Origin of the sequence: Bacteroides cellulosilyticus DSM 14838 (assembly GCF_000158035.1) — a bacterium.
In the GTDB taxonomy this organism is placed as follows: domain Bacteria; phylum Bacteroidota; class Bacteroidia; order Bacteroidales; family Bacteroidaceae; genus Bacteroides; species Bacteroides cellulosilyticus.
Genome location: NZ_EQ973495.1, coordinates 775571 through 778794, shown reverse-complemented (window position 1 = coordinate 778794; position 3224 = coordinate 775571). Strand labels below are relative to the sequence as shown.

Below are 3224 nucleotides of genomic sequence, written 5' to 3'. Positions count from 1 at the left end.
ACTGTTTACTTTACCCAAATTGGTCCGGGGAGCTGTTGTGCCGAAATAGGAAGGGATGGCACGGTCTCCACCGGCAACTATGATGTCCGTACGGGTATCGTTAAATATATCTACTGAACCTGCTATCAGTCCATTAAAGAAAGCATAATCTAAACCGATATTACGCTTTTCCACAGTTTCCCAAGAGACATTCGGGTTACCCAGAGAAGAGATTTTCCAGTGGGTATAAGGTGAGTTGTCCGGATTGATGCTACCCATAACAGTGTTACCACCATAATCCAATTGATCTTTGTACAAGAAACGACCATCTGTATATCTCTTCCACGGGGCAACCACGGCATCATCACCTACTCGTCCCCAGGAAGCGCGAAGCTTTAACATATCGACGAACTTCAGTTTTTTCATGAAATTCTCTTCACTGATCATCCAGCCCAGTGAGAGGGAGGGGAAGAAGGCGAAGCGATAATCAGGACCGAATTTTTCGGAACCATTATAAGCACCATTGGCCTCGAAGAAATAGCGCATGGCGTAGTTATAGGTAAAACGGAATACCCAGTCTTCCCGATAAATGGGGAACACACTTCCCTGTGCCTCTTTTAGTCGGCTGAAAAGGCCAAGGCCGGTCACTTCATGTTTGCCGAAGGTACGGGCATAGTCGAACTGCATAGAGTAGTATAGTTTACGATAAGTGGCACCAATGTTTGCACTACCGGATTGTTGTAACCAATAGATAGGATTGGTGACTTTGTCGAGTCCGGTTCCTGTATCAGGGTCAAACTTATAAGAGATATTACCTGTATCCGGATCCACCCAGATGCGTTGTGCATCGTTGTACTGGTCACTGAGGCCACGCTTGTTCTCCGCAAAAGTATAGTCCATAGAGAAGTTCGCCTTGAATCTCAGTCCTTTGGTCAACATAGCCAAGTCCTGCTCCAAAATGAAGTCAGTAGTCATTTTGGTGGTGGTGCGTTTCTCTTTACCGCCTACAGCCAGGAAATAGGCTGAGTTGGGTACATCGGCATCACGCGGCGCATACCATCCCCACATACCATTGGAGTAGATGGGACGCATGGCGTCGGGAGCGGATTTATAAGCTGAGTTCCAGAAACCGGTGTCATTGTCGCTCATCTCCCAAGGCAGCTGGCGTTGTGCATTCGAACCAAACAGGTTGGTAGAGAATTTGGTCGTTTTTGTCAAATGGAAGTCCAGGTTACTGCGTACGTTGATGCGGTTATAGCCAAAGCCGGAGTTGTAACCACGTCCGTTTTCAAAGCTCTTGAACAAGTCACCTTCGTTTACGAAATCTACAGCTGCGAAGTAATTTACAACTTTAGTACCACCTGATACGTTGACGCTGGTATTATAGGACATAGCGACTTTCTTGAAAAGCTCATCCTCCCAATCCACATTAGGATAGCGGTCCCACTCTTCGGCATTGGCCGGATGACGATACTTATCGATGATGGCTGCTGGTGTGTAGTTTGCCCATCCGGCAGGATTGAGACAAGCTTCGCGCTCAATGGAGTTATTCATCAAGTAGAATGTGTCATAAGCATCATACTTTTCAGGGAGTTTTGATACTACTTTAGCGGTCATATTGGCCTTGATCTGTACGTTGGCTTTTCCTTCCTTACCGCGTTTGGTAGTAATAAGGATTACTCCGTTGGCACCTTTCACACCATAAACAGCAGTAGCGGATGCATCTTTCAATACGGAAATGTTCTCTACCGAGGAAATGTCTACTGAACTCATTTCACGTTCGATGCCGTCTACCAGTACCAGGGGTTCGCTATTATTCCACGAGCTCTGTGTGCGGATAATAATCTTCGGGTCTTCGGCACCGGGCATACCGGTAGAACTGGAAGTAATGACTCCCGGAAGGTTACCCGTTAAGGCAGCTCCTAAATTGCTTACCCCAGACCGCTCCAGTGTTTTTCCGGAAGTCTGTGTAATGGCTCCTACCACCGACGCTTTCTTTTGCTGTCCGTAACCTACTACTACAACTTCGTCCAGTAGCTGTGTATCATCTTTCAGAACTACTTTGATTGTCCCTTTTGAAGAAGCCTTCACTTCCTGAGGCTCCATACCTACAAACGAAACGACAAGAACTGACTTTTCATTGGGCACGGTCAATACAAAATTACCGTCTATATCTGAGATCGTACCTATTGAATTATTTCCTTTTACAACTACCGAGGCTCCAATTATAGTCTCGCCATTGTCGTCCACGACTGTTCCTTTCACTGTTATTCCTTGTTGTGCCGAAGCTGTCAGGCAGCTAAAAAGCATCAAAAGAAACAAGTAAGGAATCCTTTGAATTTTCTTTTTTACATTTTTCATTACCATTAGTTTAAGATAGTTAATAACTATGTTTTCTCTGATGTCATAAAGCCAGGATTAACTGTTGTCATACATGCTTTCCATAATTCTTTTAGTTTTAAGATTAATAAATAATGATAAAGAACCTTTTTGTTCCCGAAGCAAAAGTAGGAAGTATAATAATAGTAATAAATATGTTGCTATTGCAGAAAGATTAACTGATGTTGCATTCTATATTAGGGGTGTATCATAGACTTTAATTGATGTAACACAGCCTTATTCTTTTAACTCGTAATATGCTCGAAAGTATCTGTAACAGTGATCTTTGGCAGGCTTCTGGAAGCCGTGTACCTTTGTTTCATAGTATTATTAATCTAATTTATTTCTACATGATGAGAATATCATTAAAAACACGGATTGTCTGCCTGCAACTTTGTCTCACTCTGGCTTCGACACTGCAAGCGGCGGATAAGTTTGTCTCTTTCATTCGGGAAGAAGGTACGTTGGAGCTTGTAACATCTCAACAAAGGAGTTTCAGTATTTTATGTGCTGATGAGGAACATAAAGGAGTATTAACGGCTGTACATAATTTACAGGAGGATTTTTATAAAGTGGCCGATATACGTCCTGCATTAGTGGCCGATGCAAAACAGAAGGGAAGTGCGGATGGGCAAAATGTACGTATTCTTATTGGTTCTTTTGATGAGTCTCCATTCATAAAGCAATTGGTGAAATCGAAGAAACTGGATGCCCGCGAGTTGAAAGGCAAGAATGAGAAGTTTATAATCACCACAGTAAAAGATCCGGTGGAAGGAATACCGGGTGAAGTGTTGTTAATTGCTGGTAGCGATAAGCGTGGAACTATCTATGGAGTTTATGAGTTATCCCGTCAGATAGGGGTATCT

2 protein-coding genes are annotated in these 3224 nt (G+C 43.3%); one reads left to right on the top strand and one right to left on the bottom strand.

Annotated elements, in window-relative coordinates; all coding sequences use genetic code 11:
- Positions 1-2346, bottom strand: a 2346-nt coding sequence (locus tag BACCELL_RS25220; protein ID WP_007215015.1) for a SusC/RagA family TonB-linked outer membrane protein, incomplete at its 3' end; no start/stop codon positions are given.
- A 362-nt stretch (positions 2347-2708) separates the two neighbouring features.
- Here BACCELL_RS25220 and BACCELL_RS25215 point away from each other — a divergent pair.
- Positions 2709-3224: alpha-glucuronidase family glycosyl hydrolase (locus BACCELL_RS25215; RefSeq protein ID WP_282705119.1), on the top strand; the 516-nt coding region annotated here is incomplete at its 3' end.